Annotated in this window: 20 protein-coding genes; 10 read left to right on the forward strand and 10 right to left on the reverse strand. The window is 60.5% G+C overall.

Going from position 1 to position 19,392, the window contains the following annotated elements; all coding sequences use genetic code 11:
- Positions 1–73: 73 nt before the first annotated feature.
- The 6 genes from HAT86_RS13230 to HAT86_RS13255 all read right to left on the reverse strand — a co-directional run bounded on the left by HAT86_RS13230 (position 74) and on the right by HAT86_RS13255 (position 5,890).
- Positions 74–541 carry an Hsp20 family protein gene (locus HAT86_RS13230; RefSeq protein WP_167198619.1) on the reverse strand — a complete coding sequence of 156 codons (468 nt, stop codon included), beginning with the start codon at positions 539–541 and terminating at the stop codon, positions 74–76.
- A gap of 177 nt (positions 542–718) precedes the next feature.
- Positions 719–1,516 (reverse strand): trypsin-like serine peptidase, encoded by a 798-nt coding sequence (locus tag HAT86_RS13235; RefSeq protein WP_167198622.1) that lies wholly within the window; start codon positions 1,514–1,516, stop codon positions 719–721.
- A 48-nt stretch (positions 1,517–1,564) separates the two neighbouring features.
- Positions 1,565–2,896 (reverse strand): glycolate oxidase subunit GlcF, encoded by a 1,332-nt coding sequence (gene glcF, locus HAT86_RS13240; protein WP_167198626.1) that lies wholly within the window; start codon positions 2,894–2,896, stop codon positions 1,565–1,567.
- Complete coding sequence (locus HAT86_RS13245) at positions 2,897–3,256, reverse strand: hypothetical protein (protein WP_167198629.1); 360 nt, start codon at positions 3,254–3,256, stop codon at positions 2,897–2,899.
- Entirely contained in the window at positions 3,253–4,386 is a 1,134-nt protein-coding gene (gene glcE, locus HAT86_RS13250) for a glycolate oxidase subunit GlcE (protein WP_167198726.1), read from the reverse strand. The genes HAT86_RS13245 and glcE overlap by 4 nt, the downstream gene beginning before the upstream one ends.
- 64 nt (positions 4,387–4,450) lie before the next feature.
- Positions 4,451–5,890, reverse strand: coding sequence for an FAD-linked oxidase C-terminal domain-containing protein (locus HAT86_RS13255; RefSeq protein WP_167198632.1), 1,440 nt, complete (start codon positions 5,888–5,890; stop codon positions 4,451–4,453).
- Positions 5,891–5,970: 80 nt separating this feature from the next.
- On the opposite strand from HAT86_RS13255, the gene HAT86_RS13260 reads away from it, so the two are divergent.
- The gene (locus HAT86_RS13260; protein WP_167198635.1) at positions 5,971–6,678 is read left to right on the forward strand and encodes a DUF599 domain-containing protein; all 708 of its coding nucleotides are present in this window, start codon (positions 5,971–5,973) and stop codon (positions 6,676–6,678) included.
- 36 nt (positions 6,679–6,714) lie between these two features.
- On the opposite strand, the gene HAT86_RS13265 is transcribed toward HAT86_RS13260, so the two are convergent.
- Both HAT86_RS13265 and HAT86_RS13270 read right to left on the reverse strand, forming a co-directional pair.
- A complete protein-coding gene (locus HAT86_RS13265; RefSeq protein WP_167198639.1) occupies positions 6,715–7,029 on the reverse strand; it encodes a DUF1244 domain-containing protein in 315 nt (104 codons plus the stop codon).
- A 63-nt stretch (positions 7,030–7,092) separates the two neighbouring features.
- Positions 7,093–7,833: an N-formylglutamate amidohydrolase gene (locus HAT86_RS13270; protein WP_167198642.1), complete on the reverse strand. Its 741-nt coding sequence runs from the start codon at positions 7,831–7,833 to the stop codon at positions 7,093–7,095.
- Between the two features lie 190 nt (positions 7,834–8,023).
- Between HAT86_RS13270 and pyk the strand changes: the two genes are divergently transcribed.
- From pyk to HAT86_RS13315, 9 genes are all read left to right on the forward strand, one after another.
- Positions 8,024–9,469, forward strand: coding sequence for a pyruvate kinase (pyk, locus tag HAT86_RS13275; RefSeq protein WP_167198645.1), 1,446 nt, complete (start codon positions 8,024–8,026; stop codon positions 9,467–9,469).
- Positions 9,470–9,509: 40 nt separating this feature from the next.
- Complete coding sequence (locus HAT86_RS13280; RefSeq protein WP_167198648.1) at positions 9,510–9,734, forward strand: hypothetical protein; 225 nt, start codon at positions 9,510–9,512, stop codon at positions 9,732–9,734.
- Positions 9,735–9,893: 159 nt separating this feature from the next.
- Complete coding sequence (gene rpmI, locus HAT86_RS13285; RefSeq protein WP_085819014.1) at positions 9,894–10,094, forward strand: 50S ribosomal protein L35; 201 nt, start codon at positions 9,894–9,896, stop codon at positions 10,092–10,094.
- A gap of 19 nt (positions 10,095–10,113) precedes the next feature.
- Positions 10,114–10,479 (forward strand): 50S ribosomal protein L20, encoded by a 366-nt coding sequence (gene rplT, locus HAT86_RS13290; protein WP_167198652.1) that lies wholly within the window; start codon positions 10,114–10,116, stop codon positions 10,477–10,479.
- Between the two features lie 365 nt (positions 10,480–10,844).
- Positions 10,845–11,918 carry a phenylalanine--tRNA ligase subunit alpha gene (gene pheS, locus HAT86_RS13295; protein WP_167198655.1) on the forward strand — a complete coding sequence of 358 codons (1,074 nt, stop codon included), beginning with the start codon at positions 10,845–10,847 and terminating at the stop codon, positions 11,916–11,918.
- Between the two features lie 305 nt (positions 11,919–12,223).
- Positions 12,224–13,099, forward strand: coding sequence for a nitrilase-related carbon-nitrogen hydrolase (locus HAT86_RS13300; RefSeq protein ID WP_167198658.1), 876 nt, complete (start codon positions 12,224–12,226; stop codon positions 13,097–13,099).
- Between the two features lie 126 nt (positions 13,100–13,225).
- A complete protein-coding gene (gene pheT / locus HAT86_RS13305) occupies positions 13,226–15,625 on the forward strand; it encodes a phenylalanine--tRNA ligase subunit beta (protein ID WP_167198661.1) in 2,400 nt (799 codons plus the stop codon).
- A 33-nt stretch (positions 15,626–15,658) separates the two neighbouring features.
- Positions 15,659–16,108: a YtoQ family protein gene (locus tag HAT86_RS13310; RefSeq protein WP_167198664.1), complete on the forward strand. Its 450-nt coding sequence runs from the start codon at positions 15,659–15,661 to the stop codon at positions 16,106–16,108.
- A 121-nt stretch (positions 16,109–16,229) separates the two neighbouring features.
- The gene (locus HAT86_RS13315; protein WP_167198667.1) at positions 16,230–17,036 is read left to right on the forward strand and encodes a mechanosensitive ion channel family protein; all 807 of its coding nucleotides are present in this window, start codon (positions 16,230–16,232) and stop codon (positions 17,034–17,036) included.
- 54 nt (positions 17,037–17,090) lie between these two features.
- On the opposite strand, the gene HAT86_RS13320 is transcribed toward HAT86_RS13315, so the two are convergent.
- Together HAT86_RS13320 and HAT86_RS13325 are read right to left on the reverse strand one after the other, a co-directional pair.
- The gene (locus HAT86_RS13320) at positions 17,091–17,810 is read right to left on the reverse strand and encodes an SDR family oxidoreductase (protein ID WP_167198670.1); all 720 of its coding nucleotides are present in this window, start codon (positions 17,808–17,810) and stop codon (positions 17,091–17,093) included.
- Complete coding sequence (locus HAT86_RS13325) at positions 17,807–19,342, reverse strand: ATP-dependent DNA helicase (protein ID WP_167198673.1); 1,536 nt, start codon at positions 19,340–19,342, stop codon at positions 17,807–17,809. Before HAT86_RS13325 ends, HAT86_RS13320 begins: the two co-directional genes overlap by 4 nt.
- Positions 19,343–19,392 lie beyond the last annotated feature (50 nt).

Consider the following 19,392-nt stretch of genomic DNA (forward strand, 5'->3'; position numbering starts at 1 on the left):
CCTCTTCACCGACGAGGAATGCTACAACTTCTTCAAGGCAGCAGGATACAAAACCGATTAAACGCGACACGCTCTAGTTGACCGCTTGCCCCTCGACCACGTCTTTTTCAACGCTGTTGCCGCTGGCGATTTCGATCCGGCGGGGCTTCAAGGCCTCGGGCACTTCGCGCATAAGATCAATATGCAGCATGCCGTCGGCATGGCTGGCGCCGGTTACCTTGACGTGATCGGCCAGTTGAAACTTGCGCTCGAACGCGCGGGTGGCAATTCCGCGGTGCAGATAGGTGCGCTGTTCGTCCTCGTCGGCCTTTCGGGCCGACACGATCAGCGCGCCGTCTTTCACCTCAACCGACAGGTCGCTATCAGCAAAGCCCGCGACGGCGATTGAAATCCGATAGGCATCATCGGCGGTTTTTTCGATATTATAAGGCGGATAGGTTGGCTGGCCCATGTCGCTGGACAGAACACGATCCATCATGTCAGCAATCTGGTCAAACCCGACAGTGGCCCGGTACAAGGGCGCGAGATCAAAGTTACGCATTGGTCATCCTCCATTGAGCGATACCTGATGTTTCGCCTTCCCAAAGGGACAGGCGGTCCATGTCCGGCCCACAATGGCGGCGCCGGACAGGGCAGATTTGTGACCGCTGCCAGAGGTTTTCAAGGGCTTTGATGGCCACTTAGATGCGGGCGCATTTCGCCGGCGTCGGGCACCGCATCACGGCTTGCCGAATTTTGCGCCTGTGGCGCGGTCCGTCCCGGTGGAGAACATACGCCGCGCCCCGCCTTCGCCCGCAGCCTGTTCATAGGCGGCCATCAACACTTGCAACGGGCCTTCCAACTGCGTGCCAAGCGACACCTTGCGCCCGTCCATATCCGCCATGGCCGACACCACCGACACGACACGCGGCACGCCCGTATCAAAGCTGAACATCGGCGCCCCCGAGGCCCCGAAATCCACATCGCATGAGGTGATCAACACCCCTTCACGCCGTTCCATCACATCGCACATCTGCTCCAACGAGGGCGCATCTGCACGCCCGCGCGCATAGCTGACAACGCCGATCTGCTGGCCTTGGCGTGGGTGGCGGTCGGTTGCAAAAGGGATGATCCGCGTATTGCGGACCGGGTGATGCAGTTTCAATACCGCCAAATCGTTGCGCACACGATCGGCGGGCAGCTTGCGATCAAAACGATAATCGGGATGCACCACGGCCCGGCGCACCCAGCGATAGGCCGAGGCCCGACCATTGCGCCAACCGGCCAGAAATTCGATCTTTTCATGATCCAAGCGCGCGCCGGTTTCGCGATCAAACAGACAATGCGCGGCGGTCAGCACCAAATCCGGCGCGATCAAAGCCCCGGTGCAAAATCCGCGACCCGCCAAATCAAGACGGCCCACAGCCTCCCACGCGCGACCCTCGTCACCGGTATCCAAACGCTGCAAAATCGTATCCTGCGCCATGGCTTGGCCTGCCATGCACATGGCAATGATCAACATCAGACGTTTTAGCATAGCCCCTCCGGCGTTTGCCATTGGCCATAGCAGCGGTTTGGGGCCAAATTAGGGCGCATTGCGCAGGTTGGGCACTTGCGGCCCGGCATTGCGGTCCGCGCGCATCGCGGGCGGCACCGGGCCGCCGGTCGCCCAATCCAGCAGTTCGACCGTATGCACCACCGGCACCCCGGTGCCGGACCCGATTTGCATCATGCATCCGATGTTGCCCGCCGCGATAATATCAGGGCTCTTGGCCTCAAGCGTGCGCACCTTGCGCGCCTTCAGCTTGCCGGAAATTTCCGGCTGCATCAGGTTATATGTGCCAGCCGAGCCGCAACACAGGTGGCTATCGGCGGGTTCAACCACACGAAACCCGGCGCGCTTTAGCAGATCCTTGGGATAGGTCTTGATTTGCTGGCCATGCTGCAACGAACAAGCCGCGTGATAGGCAATGGTTTCGTCCTTGGCCTCCCCTTCGGGCAGGTCCAGCCGCATCAGCACTTCGCTGACATCCATGGCAATGTTCGACACCGCAGCTGCCTGTTCGGCCAGCGCTTCATTGCGGAACATATGGCCGTAATCCTTGACAGTGGTGCCACAGCCGCTGGTGTTGATCACGATGGCGTCCAACCCCTCGCTCTGCATTTCATCATACCATGCGCGAATGTTGTGCGCCGCCGTGCGGTGGCTTTCATCGGTTTTGCCCATGTGATGCGTCAGCGCCCCACAACAGCCCGCCCCTTGGGCCACGACCACCTCACAGCCCAACCGGGTCAGCAGGCGAAGGGTGGCATCGTTGATGTCGGTGTTCAGCGCCTTTTGCGCACAGCCTGTCATCAGCGCCACGCGCATCTTACGCGTGCCGTGCGGTTGAAATGTTTGCGGGTCGTCATTGCGGCTGACCGGGGGCACCTGCTTGGGCGCCATTTCCAGCATCGCTCGAAGGCGCGGATCAGGCATGAACCGCGCCAGAGGGCGGCCCATTTTGGCCCCCAGCAGGGCCAGCCGAAACCGCCCCGGATAGGGCAGAATCTTGGACAAGATCCACCTCAGGGCGCGATCCCCCAAGGGTCGTTTGTAACGCTGTTCAATGTAGTCGCGGGCATGATCAACCAGATGCATATAATGCACCCCCGAAGGACAGGTTGTCATGCACGCCAAGCACGACAGGCAGCGGTCGATATGCTTGACGGTCTTTGCGTCGGGCACCCTGTCATTTTCCAGCATATCCTTGATCAGGTAGATGCGGCCACGCGGGCTGTCCAATTCATCGCCCAACACCTGATAGGTGGGGCATGTCGCCGTGCAGAACCCACAATGCACGCAATTGCGCAAAATCTCGTTCGAGCGTTGGATGCCCGGGTCGGTCAACTGCTGTGCTGTAAACTCGGTTTTCATTCACTCGCTCATCATTTGTGCTGCGTATAGCCCGAACCAGGGCAAGGTGGTGGCCATGGCACCGACCGCGCCGGTCCACCTGACAATCAACGGCGACTGGACCCGCGCGCGCACCGCAAGCGCACAAAGCGCCAGAACCGCGATCCACGCCAGCCACAAGCCCACCAGCGCCAAGACCTCAGGCGGCACGCCATAGGCCCAAAACCCACTCCACCGCACCGCGAATGCCAACATAAGCGCCACCGCCGCGATGACCCACAAGCCGGTGACATTGGCCCGTGACGGAGCGCGCCGCGCCAAAATCCAGAACACGAATGGCCCGGCCAGAAAGACCACAACAAACATAGCAAGCAACGTCATGCGGCTTGCCCCATCAGGCTGGGGTTGAACAACCCGCGGGGATCAAACTTTTGCCGCAGGGCGTGGTGCAAGGATTGGACGGTCGGATCCAAAGGATGAAAGGCCGGGCCGGCATCCGCCCCACGGATCATCGTGGCATGCCCCGCCACAGTGGCCAATGGCGCGCGCACCCGATCCGCGGCAGTGCCGGGCGGCACCAGCAGCCAGATCAGCCCACCCCCCCAATCATACAATGCCTGCGCCCTGGGGATTTGCGCCACCACACCCGGCGCATCCGACGGCTTGACCGACAGCCGCCAGACATCACCGTCAGCCACCTGAAACGGGGCGACATCGCGGATATCACGCCATATTTTCAGGCTGCTTGCGGTATCGTGCATAATATCCAACGTGCCAAAGGGTGCCAGGATTTTGGCCAGCTCGGACGCGCGATAAGCAACGGATTTTTCTGATCCTTCCAGCCGCAACAAGGTTTGCGGCTGACTGTCCGGCCCATGTGGCCTATGCGCTGCGCCCGTCACCTCGAACGGCGAGCCAAGCGCACGCGACAGCGCCTTGACCGCCGTCACATCATCCAATCCCGGCAAGGTCAGCGTTGCTGTCGTGGCCGTATCGGGCAAAACCTTCAACGCCACTTCGGTCAAAACACCAAGCGTGCCGAAACTGCCCGCCATCAGCTTGACCAGATCATAGCCGGTCACGTTTTTCATCACCCGCCCGCCGTTGCGCAAAACCTTGCCCCGCCCATCGACAAAGCGCACGCCAAGCAGGTAATCGCGCGCCGCCCCTGCCTGAATACGGCGTGGCCCCGAAACATTGGCCGCGAACACGCCACCTATGGTCGGCGTGCCGGTTGTGCCCAGCATTCCACGGTGATCCATCGGCTCAAACGGCAGGCGCTGGCCTTCAGCGGTTAGCAATGCCTCAACCTCAGACAGCGGCGTGCCCGCCTTGACCACCAGCGTCAGCGCGCCGGGCTCATACAGTTCGACACCCGCGAGCGCCCGGGTTGTCAGCACAGTTGCGTTGGATGCCGCACCAATCGGCCGTGTGCCGCCACCTTGCACGCGAAACGGCCCCTCGGCCTTGGCCACGATTGCGGCCAGTTCGGCCTCGGTCTGGGGTGTCAGCATGTTCATTGTTCCAAAAATACTCCGGGGGAGTCGCCGCTTGCGGCGACGGGGGCAGCGCCCCCTATTCTGCAGCAATCCGGTGGGGTTCACTGGCCGCCAGCGGGAAGACCTTGGCCGGGTTCAGCAACCAGTTGGGGTCGAACACATCCTTCACGGCCATTTGTATCCCCAAGTCTTCCGGCGCGTATTGGTCAACCATCAGATCGCGTTTTTCGATACCCACCCCGTGTTCGCCGGTCAGGCAGCCACCCACCTCGACACAAAGCTTCAGAATTTCTGCGCCCAAGGCTTCGCAGCGCTCAAGATCGCCGGGCTTGTTCGCGTCGAACAGGATCAGCGGATGCATGTTGCCATCGCCGGCATGAAAAACGTTGGCCACGTCCAGCCCGAATTCGGCTGACATCTCGCCGATCCGCTTGAGGACAAACGGCAATTCATTCACCGGAATCGTGCCATCAAGGCACATGTAGTCATTGATCTGGCCCATGGCCCCAAAGGCCGATTTCCGGCCCAGCCATATTTTCGCGCTTTCCTCGGCGGATGTGCTCTGGCGCAGTTCCACCGGGTTGTGGCTTTGTGCGATCTGCATGATCGTCTCAAGCTGCTCGTCAATCTCGGCGTCCGATCCCTCGACCTCGACAATCAGCAACGCCTCGCAATCGGGATACCCGGCTTTGGCAAATGCCTCGCAGGCGCGGATGCAAGGGCGATCCATGAATTCGATCGCCACCGGCAGCACGCCTGCCTTGATGATGTCGGACACGCATTGTCCTGCAACCTCATTGCTGTCAAAGCCCATCAAAACGGGCCGCGCGCCTTCGGGTTTGTGCAGGATGCGCAGGGTCGCTTCGGTCACGACGCCAAGCTGCCCTTCCGAGCCACAGATCAGGCCCAGCAGGTCATACCCGGCGGCGTCCAGATGTGCGCCGCCCAATTCGATCACCGTGCCATCCATCAGCACCATGGTCACGCCCAAGAGGTTGTTGGTGGTCACGCCATATTTCAGACAATGCGCCCCGCCCGAATTCATCGCGATATTGCCCGCAATGGCGCAGGCCAATTGGCTGGACGGGTCGGGCGCGTAGAAAAAACCGTCTTGTTCCACGGCCCCGGTGACCGACAGGTTGGTGCGCCCCGATTGAACGCGGATAAACCGATTGTCGTAATCTGTGTCCAAAACCTCGTTCAGCCGCGCGACGCCAAGAATGACGCTGTCCTCGGTCGGCAGCGCGCCCCCGGCCAAGGATGTACCCGACCCACGCGGCACCACAGGAACGCCCATGTCGTGGCAAATACGCAAGACATCCGACACCTCTTGGGTCGAGGACGGCAGAACAGCGGCCAAAGGCGGGCATTTGTAGGCGGTCAAGGCATCACATTCATAGGCTCTAGTCTCGACCGGGTCCGAAATCACGGCATCGGACGGCAAAACCTTGGACAAACGGGCGATCAACTCTGACTTTCGGGCCAGAATCTGCGGGTTGGGGCGTGGCATTTCCATAACGGACCCTCCTATTGGTAATAAAATATAACCAATTTCACACTCTGGCAAGTTATACTTTCGCGCGGTATCGTTTCGGCATGGATTGGATTGATCGCCTTCGACTGTTTTCAACATGGGACTATGCAGCCGTTGCCTTATTGTTCGGCAGCTGGATGATCATAGGTTACCTTATCGAAAACCCGCCCAGAACACGACCCTCTGTTTCGGTTTTGATGGCACAATACCGGCGTGACTGGATGGTGCAAATGGTCACCCGTCAACCGCGCATTTTCGATGCGCAAATCCTTGCAACGCTACGGCAAAGCACATCATTCTTTGCCTCTGCCACCATGATCGCGATTGGTGGCTGTCTGGCCTTGTTTGGCAACATGGAGCGGTTCATCGGTGTCGCCGAAGACCTGACGCTTGGGACAGACCCGACAGTCGTGTGGGAAATCAAAGTCATGGTGTTGCTTATCTTTTTAGCCAACGGGTTTCTGAAATTTGTTTGGTCAACACGTTTGTTCGGCTACTGCACGGTCCTGATGGCCGCCGTTCCGAACGAGGCTGACAATCCCTTAAGCTCAATCCGCGCCAGCAAGGCAGGCGAAATCAACATTACGGCTGCCCGCGGGTTTAACCGGGGCTTGCGGTCGGTGTATTTCGCTTTGACAACCACGGTTTGGCTGTTGGGCGCAGGCGCATTGATCGCCGCCGTGGCCTTTACATGCCTTGTGCTGCTGCGACGCGAATTCGCGTCGCAGTCGCGCGCGGTGTTGCTCGGGCCCGAAGACCCTCAGCCCTGACATGCACGGCCCGGTGTGCCGTGCTGTAAATGCGCTTTAGGCCTTGTCGCCCACGTTTTCGGCAAAGGCCTGTGTGAACTCGGCCTGCTTTTCGTCGCTGGCCTCGGTCTGGTGTTTGGCCTTCCAATCGTCATACGGCATGCCGTAGAAAATCTCGCGCGCCTCGTCTTTGGTCATGTCGATGCCGCGTTCATTGGCCGCTTCTTGATACCAACGTGACAGGCAGTTGCGGCAAAAGCCGCCAAGGTTCATCAGGTCGATATTCTGCACATCCGCGCGCTTTTCCATCAGGTGCTCACGCAGGGTGCGAAAGGCCGCAGCCTCAAGCTCGATCCGGGTCTGGTCGTCCATTATATCCTCCAAGATGTTAAGCTGATTCCAAGGTGCGGCGGCAGGCGCGTGAGATCAAGGGCGTTAGACCCCCGCCCTCGCAGCGGCCTGTTCCAGCAAGGGCGCAAGCCGTGTCCCCCATGCGGTTTGATCATCTGTGTCGCGGATCAGATCGTTGCGCAATTCCAGCAACACATTGGGCCGCTCATAGGCAATGGCGTGGCGGGCAATGGCATCGCAGGGCAAATGGCCGCCATAAGGCTCGTTCACCCCGACGCATAAATCCTGCTGGTCGCGCAGCACCTCAACCAATGGGTCAGTCAGCCGCGTGTCAGCAGCATGCAACACGCCCACATGCCAAGGGCGCGGCGGACGGCCCTGCAATTGCGGTGTGAAGCTGTGAACCGACACGATAATCGTATCCGCACGGCGCGCCGCCAATTCCGCCAAGGCCGTATGATAGGGGCGATAACAGCGGTTCAGCCGCAGTTGCAGGTCAGCGTCACTTGCATGGCGATTGCCGGGAATGATCGTGCCGTCATAAAGCCGCATCAGCAGGGTCGGGTCATCTTCACCCCGGTTCGGGTCGATCACGAGGCGCGAAAAATTCGACAAGATCGCCGGCGCGTTCAGATGATGCGCCAAGGCCCGAGCCAACCCCGCAGCGCCGACATCATAGGCAATGTGCCGGGCCATATCGACAGGCTTCAGGCCCAAAGTCCCCCCGTTCACAAAATCGGGCACGGTGTTCGTGGCGTGATCGCAGGTGATCAGCCAACGGGCGGGGCGATCGGCCCCTTCGATATGGTAGGGTTGGTATGTCATGCGCCTGTCATGTCCTTTGATCACCCTCTAGGACAGTTGAACGCGGAAGTGAATTGGGTATAAGAACGGGAATATTGATGTTAGCGATAACATTTTCCAATAATCTCGCTGACATGCCACCTTTGTGGCCATTGACACCGACGCCCCGGCAAACGAAACGGGGCAGAACACAAGACAGGAAAGACACCGAATGAGACGCCATCGCAACGTCAAGATCGTGGCCACATTGGGCCCGGCATCATCGGATTACGACACCATCCGTGCCCTGCACGAGGCGGGCGCAGATGTGTTTCGCCTGAACATGAGCCACGGCATCCACGAAGAAATCGCGGAAAAGCACCGGATCATTCGGCAGATCGAGGAAGAGCTGGACAGCCCGATTTCCATTCTGGCCGATTTGCAAGGCCCCAAGCTGCGCGTTGGTGTGTTCGCCAATGGCGAGGAAGAGCTAAAGGAAGGCGCCGCGTTCCGGCTGGACCTAGATAAGGCCGAAGGCGATGCCACCCGCGTCTGCCTGCCCCACCCCGAGATTTTTGCCGCGCTCGAACCGGGCGCAGGCTTGCTGGTCAACGATGGCAAAATCCGCCTTAAAGTCACCGACTGCGGCGCTGATTTCGCCATGACCGAGGTCATCACCGGCGGCACCATCTCGAACCGCAAGGGCGTCAACGTGCCGGACGTGGTGCTTCCCTTGGCAGCGCTCAGTGACAAAGACCGCAAGGATCTGGAATTTGTCTGCGATCTTGGGGTCGATTGGTTGGCGCTCAGCTTTGTTCAGCGCGCCGAAGACGTGACCGAAGCGCGCGAACTGGTGGCCGGTCGCGCCGCCATCCTGTCCAAGATCGAGAAGCCTTCGGCGGTCAAAGGATTTGACGCGATTCTCGACGCCTCGGACGGGATCATGGTGGCGCGTGGCGATCTGGGCGTGGAACTGCCGGTGCAAAACGTGCCGCCCATCCAAAAACGTCTGGTGCGTAAATGCCGCGCAGCCGCCAAGCCGGTGATCGTGGCCACGCAGATGCTGGAATCGATGATCGAAAGCCCGATGCCCACCCGTGCCGAGGTCAGCGACGTGGCCACCGCAATCTACGAGGGGTCAGACGCCATCATGTTGTCGGCGGAATCCGCTGCAGGTGATTACCCGGTCGAGGCGGTGACAACGATGGACAATGTCGCCCGCGAGGTCGAAGATGACCCGACCTATCGCGAAGTGATCGAGGCGTCACGCCGCGCCGACCGCACAACTGTCGCCGACGGAATTGTTGCGGCGGCGCGCGAGATTGCGGAAACCGCAAACATCAAGGCGATTTGCTGCTTCACGCAGTCGGGCACAACCGCGTTGCTGACGGCCCGCGAACGGCCGAGCGTGCCGATCATCGCCATGACCAACCTGCGCGGCACAGCACGTCGCCTTGCGCTGACTTGGGGGGTGCACTGCGTCATGACCGGCGAACTGGAGCGCTTCAAGCAGGCGGTTCTCAGCGCCGCGCGCGCCGCGCGCGAACAAGGCTATGCCGAACCGCTGGATCAGATCGTGGTCACCGCGGGCGTTCCGTTCAACGTGCCGGGCACCACGAACATCCTGCGGGTCGCGCCCTGTCAGGAAAGTTTGATTTATTCCAGCGAACCGGGCTAATCTGGCGCAGGTTGCCAGTTTATCTGCCCGGGAGGGCCATATGGATTCTGATCTAACGCTTATTATCGGGCTTGTGCTGGTTATTTTGTCGATCCCATCCATTATGTCCGCCTTTAGTGAGGGGCACACACCGCGCGTTGCATCGGTCGTGATTATTGCGGGCGGGGCGCTTGTGGTTTGGGCGATCACGCAAAAGCCAGGCGGATATTCCTTGATTGAAATCCCCGACGTCTTCGTGCGTGTGGTTGCCCGTTTCATACCCTGATCGGGGCGCCGACGCGGTAGCGCTTTTGTGCCCCCGATGACACGATCACCCCCTTGCACAAAAGACACCTTCGGCGTATAGACCGCGCTTATTCCCGTGCGTCCGGCTTACGTGGCATGCCGAGTCGCACGTTCAACCGACCGAAAGAGGAGCCGGAAAATGCCCAAGATGAAGACCAAGTCGAGCTGCAAGAAGCGGTTCAAAGTGACGGCCAGCGGAAAGATCAAATGCGGACAGGCGGGCAAACGCCACGGCATGATCAAACGCACCACCAAATTCATCCGTGACGCCCGTGGCACCACGGTCATGTCCGAGGCAGACGCCAAGATCGTCCGCCCGATGATGCCCTATTCCCGCTAAGGCCAAGGAGACCTGAATCATGTCACGCGTCAAAGGTGGAACCGTCACTCACGCCCGTCACAAGAAAGTCGTAAAAGCTGCCAAAGGCTATTACGGTCGTCGTAAAAATACCTTTAAGGTGGCCACACAGGCCGTCGACAAGGCCAACCAATACGCCACACGCGATCGTAAGAATCGCAAGCGTAATTTCCGCTCGCTGTGGATCCAGCGGATCAACGCCGCCGTGCGCGCCCACGACGAAGCGCTGACCTATTCGCGCTTCATTAACGGTCTGGCACTGGCTGGTATCGAAGTGGACCGCAAGGTTCTGGCCGATCTGGCCGTTCGCGAGCCCGCAGCATTCGGGGCCATCGTCGATCAAGCGAAAGGCGCTTTGGCTCAATAAGCCAGCCGCGTCCGAGGGACAAAAATAAAACGCCGTCAGCCCAAAGCTGGCGGCGTTTTTACGTGTCCCAAACTGGCCCGAAAATGCCCCGGGCTTGCCAAGTTTCAAGCATGGTTGCCATGTAACCTGATGTGGTCAGCGCGCATATCCCGCACCAGCGTATCAGAGGACCAAATCATGCAAAGATTACACGAAAAACCCGTTATGACCATTATCAGCCCCAAGGCCCGCCGCCTTTTGGCCGCGCATGACACCGAAGTGCGCAACGCCAAACAGCGGTGACCCGCGGCATCACATGCCGCCTGTCCCTTGCGCTACGGCCCCAAGCGCTGTAACCCGCCCGTAACGTCAAACGGGTGAGACAAATGGACGATCTCAGAGACAAGTATCTGACCAAAATCGCCAATGCCGGGGACGAGGCCGCGCTGGAAGACCTGCGCGTGCATGCCGTCGGCAAAAAGGGCGAAATCAGCCTGAAAATGCGCGAACTGGGCAAGATGACACCGGAAGAACGGCAAGTCATGGGGCCCAAGCTGAATGCGCTCAAGGATGAGATCAACAGCGCGTTGGCCGCCAAGAAACAAGGGCTGGCCGATGCCGCGCTGGATGCGCGTCTGCGCACCGAGTGGCTGGATGTCACCCTGCCCGCGCGCCCCGGTCGCAGCGGCACGATCCACCCGGTCAGCCAAGTGACCGAAGAAGTCACAGCGATTTTCGCCGATATGGGCTTTGCCGTGGCCGAAGGCCCGCAGGTGGAAAGCGATTGGCATAATTTCGATGCGCTCAACATTCCCGGCCATCACCCCGCACGGGCGGAAATGGATACGTTCTACATGCACCGCGCCGAAGGCGATGACCGCCCGCCGCATGTGCTGCGCACCCATACCAGCCCGGTTCAGATCCGTTCGATGGAGTTGCAGGGCGCGCCGCTGCGCGTGATCTGCCCCGGCCGCGTCTACCGCGCCGATTATGACCAGACCCACACCCCGATGTTCCATCAGGTCGAAGGGCTGGCGATTGATAAAGACATCTCAATGGCCAACCTGAAATGGGTGCTGGAGGAGTTCGTCAAAGCCTTTTTCGAGGTGGATGGCGTCGACCTGCGCTTCCGCGCCTCGCATTTCCCGTTCACCGAACCCTCGGCCGAGGTCGATATCCGCTGTAGTTGGGAAGGTGGCACACTGAAAGTTGGCGAAGGCGACGACTGGCTTGAGATTCTGGGCAGCGGCATGGTGCATCCCAAGGTGCTGATGGCAGGCAATATCGACCCGGCGGCGTGGCAAGGCTTTGCCTTTGGCATGGGGATCGACCGGATCGCGATGCTTAAATACGGCATCCCCGACCTGCGGGCGTTTTTCGATTCCGACCTGCGCTGGCTACGGCATTACGGCTTTGCCTCGCTGGACGTGCCAACGGTGCGGGGTGGGTTATCGCGGTGACGCGTATCGACGACGCGCGCGGTGGCGGTGCAACGTGTCTATAGTGCGTTTTATCTTAGCCAAATCCGACAACCGATGTCGCATAGCGCGACATCAGCCAAATCGCCGCCGCGTGGGGGCGCGTCGGCGATGCGCGGCGGCCTTCGGCCTTGAATCCGCGCATGAGGATGCAACCCGTCAGCGACGTCAGAGCGGAATTTTTTAAAAATTCCGCCCCGTTTTCTTTTCAAGAAAACGCCCACGATTGACGCCACCCCGCGTGCCATGCTTTGCCTGTGCAACCATATCACAGGACACGCCCGCCCATGCCCCGCAGCCTGATCATCGCCGCCGCCCAGTTTGCCAGTGCCATCGGCGATCTGGACGCAAATTTCGCCGAACATCACAAGTGGGTGGACGCGGCCAAGGCGCAAAAGGCCGATCTGCTGGTCTTTCCTGAACTGTCCTTGGTGGGCCATTACGGCGCGGAAACCCTGTTGGACGTGACCATGAACAGCCGCGATGCCCGCCTGCTTGAGCTGTCCCGCGCCGCAGGCGACATGATCTTGATCATCGGCTTTATCGAGGAAGGCCCCGGCGCGCAGTTCTACAACGCCGCGGGCGTCTACAAGAACGGCAAGCTGGTTTATATCCACCGCAAGATCAACCTGCCCTCCTACGGCAAGCTGATCGAAACCAAATACTACGCGCAGGGCCGGTTTGTGGACACCCACGAGGTTGACGCCGATTGGCGGCTGGGTCTGTTGATCTGCGCCGATCTGTGGAACCCGGCGCTGACGCATCTGGCGTTTCTGCATGGCGCAACACTGCTGGTTGCGCCGATCAGTTCCGGGGTCGAAGCCGTGGGCGACGCGTTCGACAACCCGTCGGGCTGGACCGCGACGATGCATTTTTATTCGATGATGTATGGCGCGCCGTCGGTCATGGTGAACCGGGTCGGCCCGGAACTTGATCTGAATTTCTGGGGCGGATCGCGCATTCTGGATCCATTCGGCCACCCGCTGGCCATCGCCGGGCAAGAGCCCGAGCTGATCACAGCCGAGGTCGATTACGCCGAGGTCCGGCGCGCCCGCGCATTGCTGCCGACGGTGCGCGACAGCAATATCGGGCTGGTCGAACGTGAAACCAATCGCCTGATCAACCGCCTTGGCGTGCCCGACATCATCCGCAACGACGACTGAGCGCGCGCCCTGAGTATTTTGGGAACAATGAAGCTGGGCACGATTGCCACGCGCTGCGGGGTTTTCCCTGTGCGACAGATGGGCTAAACGCGAGATCAACCGTAGTTTTTGCTTGGATGACATCTGATGAAATTCACCCTGTCGTGGCTGAAAGACCATCTTGAGACCAAGGCCAGCGTGGCCGAGATTGCCGAGACGCTGACCGATCTTGGGCTTGAGGTCGAAGATATCTTTGACCCTGCCGACCGCCTGTCGGAGTTTACCATCGGCAAGGTCGTGAAGGCGGAAAAGCATCCCGACGCCGACAAGCTGAAGGTATGTCAGGTGGCCACCGCTCAAGGCGAGACGCAGATCATTTGCGGCGCGCCGAATGCGCGCGAGGGGATCACCGTGGTGATCGCCAGCCCCGGCGTCTACGTGCCCGGCATCGACACCACCATCGGCGTGGGCAAAATCCGCGGCATCGAGAGCCATGGCATGATGTGCTCGGAGCGCGAGATGGAACTGTCAGAAGAACATGACGGCATCATCGAACTGCCCTCGGGCGAGGTGGGTCAGAAATTCACCGATTGGCTGGCCGACCATGACCCCGCCAAGGTGGACCCGGTGATCGAGATCGCCATTACCCCCAACCGCCCCGACGCCTTGGGCGTGCGCGGTATTGCACTGGATCTGGCCGCGCGGGGATTGGGCCAGATGAAACCCGCGCCCGAAGCCCGGATCGAAGGCCAGTTTCCCTGCCCGATCACGATTAGCATCGACGAGGATACCCGTGACAACGGCTGCGAGCTGTTTGCCGGTCGCGTGATCCGCGGCGTCCAGAACGGCCCGTCGCCGCAATGGTTGCAGGACCGTCTGCGCGCCATCGGGCTGCGGCCGATTTCGGCGCTTGTCGATATCACCAATTTCTTCACCTATGACCGCAACCGACCGCTGCACGTGTTCGATGCCGACAAGGTTCAGGGCAATTTGCGTGTGCATCGGACACAAGGCGGCGAAACCCTGACCGGTCTGGACGACAAGGAATATACCTTTGCCCCCGGCATGGTGGTGATCTCGGATGATCAGGGCATTGAAAACATCGGCGGCATCATGGGCGGGCTGGCCACCGGTGCCACCGAAGACACGGTGAATGTATTCCTTGAGGCCGCGCTTTGGGATCATATCCAGATCGCCACCACGGGACGCGGCCTGAAAATCAATTCCGACGCGCGCTATCGCAATGAACGTGGGATCGACCCCGCGTTCAACATGGACGCCCTGGACCTTGCCACCCAGATGATCCTTGATCTGTGCGGCGGCGAACCCTCAAGCGTTGCCACCGCCGGTGAGGTGCCCGATGTCAGCCGCGCCTATCGGCTTGATCCGGCGCGCGTGCAATCGCTCGTGGGGATGGACATCCCCGAGGCCGAACAGCGCCGCACCCTGACCGCCCTTGGCTTCAAACTGGAAGGCGACATGGCACATGTTCCAACGTGGCGGCCCGACGTGATGGGCGAGGCCGATCTGGTGGAAGAGGTGGCGCGCATCGCATCGCTGACCAAGCTGGTTGGCAAACCGCTGCCGCGTGCGCAGCTTGGCGTGCCGAAACCCATCCTGTCACCGATGCAAAAACGCGAACAGATCGCTCGCCGCACCAGTGCCGCGCTTGGGTATAATGAATGTGTGACCTACAGCTTCATCGACAAGGCCAGCGCCGCCTTGTTCGGCGGTGGCGATGATGCCACGATGCTGGCCAACCCGATCAGTTCAGAAATGAGCCACATGCGCCCCGATCTGCTGCCCGGCCTGTTGCAAGCCGCCGCGAGAAATCAGGCGCGCGGATCGATGAACCTTGCCCTGTTCGAAGTGGGCCATGCCTTCCACGGTGGCGACCCTGACGAACAGCACCCCCAGATCACGGGCCTATTGGTTGGCCGCACCGGCCCCAAGGACGTGCATGGTGCCTCGCGCGCGGTGGATCTGTTCGACGCCAAGGCCGACGCCGAGGCGGTGCTGAGCGCCCTTGGCGCACCGGACAAGGTGCAGATCCTGCGCGACGGGCCGGCGTGGTTCCACCCCGGTCGTCACGGGCGGATCTGCCTTGGCCCCAAAAAAGTGCTGGGCGTTTTTGGGGAATTGCACCCCCGCGTGCTGGACCAGATGGATGTGAAAGGGCCCGCTGTCGCGTTTACCCTTTTCCCCGCTGAAATCCCCTTGCCGCGCAAGAAAACCACCAGCCGCGGCGCGCTGGACATCCGCGATTTGCAAGCGGTGGAACGTGATTTTGCCTTTGTCGTGGATGCGCAAGTAGAAGCCCTGACACTGGTCAACGCCGCAGCAGGCGCCGACAAGGCGCTGATCGACGATGTCCGGGTGTTCGATGAATTCATCGGCGGCAGCCTTGGCGACGGCAAAAAATCACTGGCTGTCACCGTGCGCCTGCAACCCACCGAGGCAACGCTGAAAGAGGCCGATATCGAAGCCGTTAGCAAGAAAATCGTGGAAAAGGTCGAAAAGGCCACCGGCGGCAGCCTACGCGGCTAGGCTGCACCGCATCACCAGATCAAGGGGGATCCGATGACACTGAACATTTATCTTTCCGGCGAAATTCACACCGATTGGCGCGAACGTATCGTCGAGGGGGCCAAAGGCCTTGATGTCACGTTCAACAGCCCCGTCACCGATCATGCCGCCAGCGACGATTGCGGCGTGGCGATCCTTGGGGCCGAGGATGACAAGTATTGGCACGACCACAAAGGCGCGATGGTCAACGCCATTCGCACGCGCAAGGGCATTGCCGATGCCGATGTGGTCGTGGTGCGCTTTGGCGACAAATACAAACAGTGGAACGCCGCCTTTGACGCGGGCTATGCCAGTGCTCTTGGCAAATCGCTGATCATCCTGCAACCGCCCGAGCATGACCATGCCCTCAAGGAAGTGAACGCCGCAGCACTGGCCATGGCGCGCGAGCCCGAGCAGGTGGTGCACATCCTGCAATACGTCCTCGAAGGCCGCCTGCCGGGTTGACGCCGCGCTGTTCGGGGAATTCCTTGACAAAAAAAACCTAGAGGGCAGTTTGCCCACGATGTACCCGCGCAACTGGTAAGGGGTGGCACCGGGTCATCTGGTTTAAACTTTGGGGGCTTTCATGGAAGCAATTACAGAAACACTGGGTGCTTACGCGCCCCTCGTCATAAGCGCGGTCAAGGCGCTTGTTGTTCTGATCATCGGTTGGATGATCGCTGGCATCATCAGTGGCGTTATCCGTCGCAAGGTGAATGCGAACCCGCGTATCGACGACACCCTTGGCAATTTCGGTGCATCCGTCATCAAGTGGGTGATCCTGCTTGTGGTGCTGATCGCGGTCTTGGGCATTTTCGGGATCGAAGCCACATCACTGGTTGCGGTTCTGGGCGCGGCGACGCTGGCCATTGGCCTTGCCTTGCAAGGCACGCTCAGCGATCTGGCTGCCGGGTTCATGTTGATCCTGTTTCGGCCCTACAGACTGGGTCAATATGTCGATATTGGTGGCACCTCTGGCACCGTCAAAGACCTTAACCTGTTCATCACCGAATTGGTCACGCCCGACAATGTGCAGATCATCGTGCCCAACGGGCAGGCGTGGGGCGCGATCATCACCAACTTTTCGCACCACGCTACGCGCCGGGTGGATCTGACCTTTGGCATCGACTATGGCGATGATGCCGACAAGGCATTGAACCTGATCCTTGATCTGGCCCGCGCCGATAGCCGCGTTCACGACGATCCGGCACCTTGGGCGCGCGTCACCAATCTGGGCGACAGCAGCGTCGATTTGACCGCGCGGCTTTGGTGCGATGCCGCCGATTACTGGGACATCAAGTTCGAGATGACAAAGGCCGTGAAAGAGGCGTTCGACAAGAACGGTATCTCGATCCCCTATCCACATTCGGTGGAAATCCAGAAGGCCGGTTAATCGGCCCCCTTCACACCCTGACAAGGCCCGGCAAAGCGCCGGGCCTTTTTGCGATTATCCGCGCCCGATATAGGGCATTTTCGTTGCCATCACAGTCATGAACTGCACATTCGCCTCGGGGGGCAGGCTGGCCATGTGCAGCACCGCGCGGCCCACCTCGGCCACGTCCATTGTTGGCGGTGGATCGTCGGGATTGGCGGCGATAATCCCGTCCAGCAATTCGGTTCGGGCATTGCCGATGTCGATCTGCCCGCAGGCAATATCAAAGGGCCGCCCATCCAGTGACAGGCTTTTGGTTAGCCCGGTGATCGCGTGTTTGGTCGTGGTATAGGCCACCGATTGCGCACGCGGCGCATGCGCGCCGATCGAGCCGTTGTTGATGATCCGCCCGCCTTGTGGCGCTTGTTCCCGCATCCGGCCAAAAGCAGCGCGCGCACAGTTGAACATCCCGTTCAGGTTCACATCCACCACCTGCCACCAGTCATCATGGCTTAACTCATCAATCAAGGCCGCACGCCCGAAGGTGCCCGCATTGTTGAACAGCACATCCAGCCGTCCGGCCTGCGCCATGAACGCGTCAAACGCATCCTCGACCGCTGCACCATCGGTGACGTCACAGGGCAGGATCACCGCGTTGGCGTGGTCTTGCGCCACGTCGTGCAAGGCATCGCGGCGGCGTGCCACACAGCCCACGCGCCACCCCTCGGCCAGAAAGGCGCGCACGCATTCTGCGCCAATTCCGGCGCTGGCGCCGGTGATCAGGATGGCTTTCATGCTTCGGCTTCCTCCTGCGCTTCCAAGGTCAGGGGCACCGGAGCCGCGCGCAGATCGTCCACACGTAATGGCCCGGTGGGTTTGGCCAGCCGATTGCGCACCACCCAATGCAGGCGCTCCTCGGCGCGGGTGATGGCCACATAGGCCAATCGCTTCCAAAGGGGCTGGCCTGCCTCGGTTCGGCCCATGCGGGCGGCAGCATATAAATCCGGGGCAAACACCTGCACATCGCGCCACTGTGACCCTTGCGCCTTGTGAATGGTCACCGCTGCCCCGTGCAGAAACGTGGCCCCCATGCGGGCTGCGAAGGGGATGAACGGCTCTTCCTCGTCGGGCTTTTCCACTTTCACGATGCTGGCGGCGCTGACACGCGGGTCTTCTGCGCCAATCACATGCAAGCGCGAAAAACCGGGTTTCTTGCCCGGCCCCAGATAGATCACCTGTGCGCCCTTGATCAGGCCGCGCGCCTCAAGGTCCAGCCGTTTCTTGCGATGCTTCAGCGGCAGTTCGATCCCGTCGCAAATCAATGGCTCACCTTCCAGCAACGCATCCTCGGGCGCGCCATGGACCGACCGGAACGCATTGATCAAACGAATGCGCGTGGCGTTGCGCCAGACCAAGACAGGGCTGCGCGCCATCAAATCCACCTCAACCCGCTGCGCCCATTGCACACGGTCGTCACGCTGCGCGGCCTCTTGCACCATCTGCTCGAAATCCTCGAAGCCCAGTGCGGGATCGGCCAAGGCATGGGCCAAATCCAGGATCGGGTTATCGGCATCCTGCCGGTGAATGCGGTGCAATTCCAGCCGGGCGCCCTTTGGCAGTTTGTCAAACACCATCGAACCCGACTGGTTCACCGGGGCCAACTGCGCCGGATCACCGAACAACAAAAGGTTTGGGAAAATCTCCTGCAGATCCTCGAACTGTCGATCATCCAGCATCGAGGCCTCATCGACCAGCCCGATATCCAGAGGCTCTTCGCGGCGCTTCCAGCCGGTGATAAAATCGCTGCCCCGCAAGCCTGCGGCGGCCAAGGCCCCCGGCACGGATTTATTCGTTTGATAAAACGCCATCGCACGGTCCAGCGCGGAATCGGTCAATTCCTCGATCTCGGGGCGTTCACCGTTGCCAGCCAGCCATTCGGCGATCTTTTCATATTCCGGGTGATACACCGGCGTATAAAGAATGCGGTGAATGGTGGTGGCGGGCACGCCGCGCATGCGCAGCACGCTGGCGGCCTTGTTGGTGGGTGCCAGAATGGCCAGCGTGCGCCGGTCGCGCCGTTTGCGCCCCTCCCAATCGCCCGAGACAATCTCGACCCCGGCATCTTCCATCGCGCGGGTCAACGCCGCCAAAAGCAGCGTCTTGCCCGATCCGGCCTTGCCCGTGACGCCCATAACCTTGGACACGCCCTCACGGGCGGGCGTCACCATGCCTTCGGTTATATCAACGCCTGCGGCGCGCAGCATATCGGCGATGCTGTCGTGGGCTTCGGCCTGATCGGGAGAGTAGGTCAGCGCGGTGTTTTGCATGACGCGACACTATCCAAGCGCCCCGCCATGCACCAGAGCCGAAACGCAGG

It is taken from the genome of Roseovarius gahaiensis, from assembly GCF_011601345.1.
Lineage (GTDB): Bacteria > Pseudomonadota > Alphaproteobacteria > Rhodobacterales > Rhodobacteraceae > Roseovarius > Roseovarius gahaiensis.

Bases quoted from the DNA above. Each gene is read 5' to 3' on its own strand.
- HAT86_RS13320 (WP_167198670.1), bottom strand. From the start codon at position 17,810: ATGAAAGCCATCCTGATCACCGGCGCCAGCGCCGGAATTGGCGCAGAA.
- pheS (WP_167198655.1), top strand. From the start codon at position 10,845: ATGGACGATCTCAGAGACAAGTATCTGACCAAAATCGCCAATGCCGGG.
- HAT86_RS13310 (WP_167198664.1), top strand. From the start codon at position 15,659: ATGACACTGAACATTTATCTTTCCGGCGAAATTCACACCGATTGGCGC.
- HAT86_RS13315 (WP_167198667.1), top strand. From the start codon at position 16,230: ATGGAAGCAATTACAGAAACACTGGGTGCTTACGCGCCCCTCGTCATA.
- rplT (WP_167198652.1), top strand. From the start codon at position 10,114: ATGTCACGCGTCAAAGGTGGAACCGTCACTCACGCCCGTCACAAGAAA.
- HAT86_RS13235 (WP_167198622.1), bottom strand. From the start codon at position 1,516: ATGCTAAAACGTCTGATGTTGATCATTGCCATGTGCATGGCAGGCCAA.
- HAT86_RS13270 (WP_167198642.1), bottom strand. From the start codon at position 7,833: ATGACATACCAACCCTACCATATCGAAGGGGCCGATCGCCCCGCCCGT.
- pyk (WP_167198645.1), top strand. From the start codon at position 8,024: ATGAGACGCCATCGCAACGTCAAGATCGTGGCCACATTGGGCCCGGCA.
- glcF (WP_167198626.1), bottom strand. From the start codon at position 2,896: ATGAAAACCGAGTTTACAGCACAGCAGTTGACCGACCCGGGCATCCAA.
- HAT86_RS13325 (WP_167198673.1), bottom strand. From the start codon at position 19,342: ATGCAAAACACCGCGCTGACCTACTCTCCCGATCAGGCCGAAGCCCAC.
- HAT86_RS13245 (WP_167198629.1), bottom strand. From the start codon at position 3,256: ATGACGTTGCTTGCTATGTTTGTTGTGGTCTTTCTGGCCGGGCCATTC.
- pheT (WP_167198661.1), top strand. From the start codon at position 13,226: ATGAAATTCACCCTGTCGTGGCTGAAAGACCATCTTGAGACCAAGGCC.
- HAT86_RS13265 (WP_167198639.1), bottom strand. From the start codon at position 7,029: ATGGACGACCAGACCCGGATCGAGCTTGAGGCTGCGGCCTTTCGCACC.
- rpmI (WP_085819014.1), top strand. From the start codon at position 9,894: ATGCCCAAGATGAAGACCAAGTCGAGCTGCAAGAAGCGGTTCAAAGTG.
- HAT86_RS13300 (WP_167198658.1), top strand. From the start codon at position 12,224: ATGCCCCGCAGCCTGATCATCGCCGCCGCCCAGTTTGCCAGTGCCATC.
- HAT86_RS13255 (WP_167198632.1), bottom strand. From the start codon at position 5,890: ATGGAAATGCCACGCCCCAACCCGCAGATTCTGGCCCGAAAGTCAGAG.
- HAT86_RS13260 (WP_167198635.1), top strand. From the start codon at position 5,971: ATGGATTGGATTGATCGCCTTCGACTGTTTTCAACATGGGACTATGCA.
- HAT86_RS13280 (WP_167198648.1), top strand. From the start codon at position 9,510: ATGGATTCTGATCTAACGCTTATTATCGGGCTTGTGCTGGTTATTTTG.
- HAT86_RS13230 (WP_167198619.1), bottom strand. From the start codon at position 541: ATGCGTAACTTTGATCTCGCGCCCTTGTACCGGGCCACTGTCGGGTTT.